Genomic DNA, 826 nt, shown 5'->3' with positions numbered 1-826 from the left:
CTATAAATATATTCTCCATGAGGATAAAATAGTGTGGCCTCACTAACTTCTTCAAGGTGTTCTGAAAAATGTGAATTCACCTGTAAGATTACCTTTAAGCATATGGCCTTTGTTATTGATGAAAATAATAACAAGAACAGAAAAAACGAAATTACTTTAATGTTTTTCATGTTTTTAAAGTCGTATAAAAATTGGCTTGACTCTACCCCTCGTTGGTTGGTGGTTATGACTTCATGCAAACATACGGAGCAGTACAGATGATACATCTGAGTGATATAAGCGGCGTTAGCAAGAAACACCGATATATCTACGTTGCACTGTACGACCGCATTCGTAGCTTTGGTTACATTCTCACCAACCTCAAGAGAATAGCTTGCTTACAGCACACTATAGTTTCTTTGTCAGAGTTGTGAGTATAAAAGTTTAAGTACCCGGACCATTGTCGGCTATTGTTAACGCCTCAGGCAGGGTAAACAGACTCTGTTGCCTAATATCACCCTGCCTCGGGAATAGCGCTATAGTTCCACTCGGGTAAGAGTTTATCGAACTGGATGGTCATACTCTCTTTAAAGTCTGCTGCATATTTGCGACCAGCTTTACAAAGCTTATCCATTTTCCTCACGGTTACACCGAGCCCCTTGGCGGCTTCAGTTGTCTCCATGCAGTGCTTTGCAACTTCTATGGTCTCAAGTGGGACACTCTGACAGGCCCGGGTGACGTGTAAACATCGTTACTTTCCTTACTTTTCAATATCCAGATTTTGACGATGTGATCATAAGAGGCGGTCACAAGGTGTGTTCCGTCGGGGCTGAAACTGGCATGTCTT

Annotated in this window: 1 protein-coding gene and 1 pseudogene; both read right to left on the bottom strand. The window is 41.9% G+C overall.

The features are described 5' to 3' along the window. Positions 1-493: 493 nt before the first annotated feature. Positions 494-709: pseudogene (locus E1189_RS22465) on the bottom strand (ISAzo13-like element transposase-related protein); the annotation flags it as partial. Continuing rightward, a partial coding sequence (locus tag E1189_RS26070) for a hypothetical protein (RefSeq protein WP_408014667.1) occupies positions 679-826 on the bottom strand: 148 nt, incomplete at its 5' end. The pseudogene E1189_RS22465 and the gene E1189_RS26070, both read right to left, overlap by 31 nt.

The organism is Parendozoicomonas verongulae, from assembly GCF_009711465.1.
Taxonomy (GTDB): Bacteria; Pseudomonadota; Gammaproteobacteria; order Pseudomonadales; family Endozoicomonadaceae; genus Sansalvadorimonas; species Sansalvadorimonas verongulae.
This window is presented reverse-complemented; position numbering and strand designations above follow the sequence as displayed.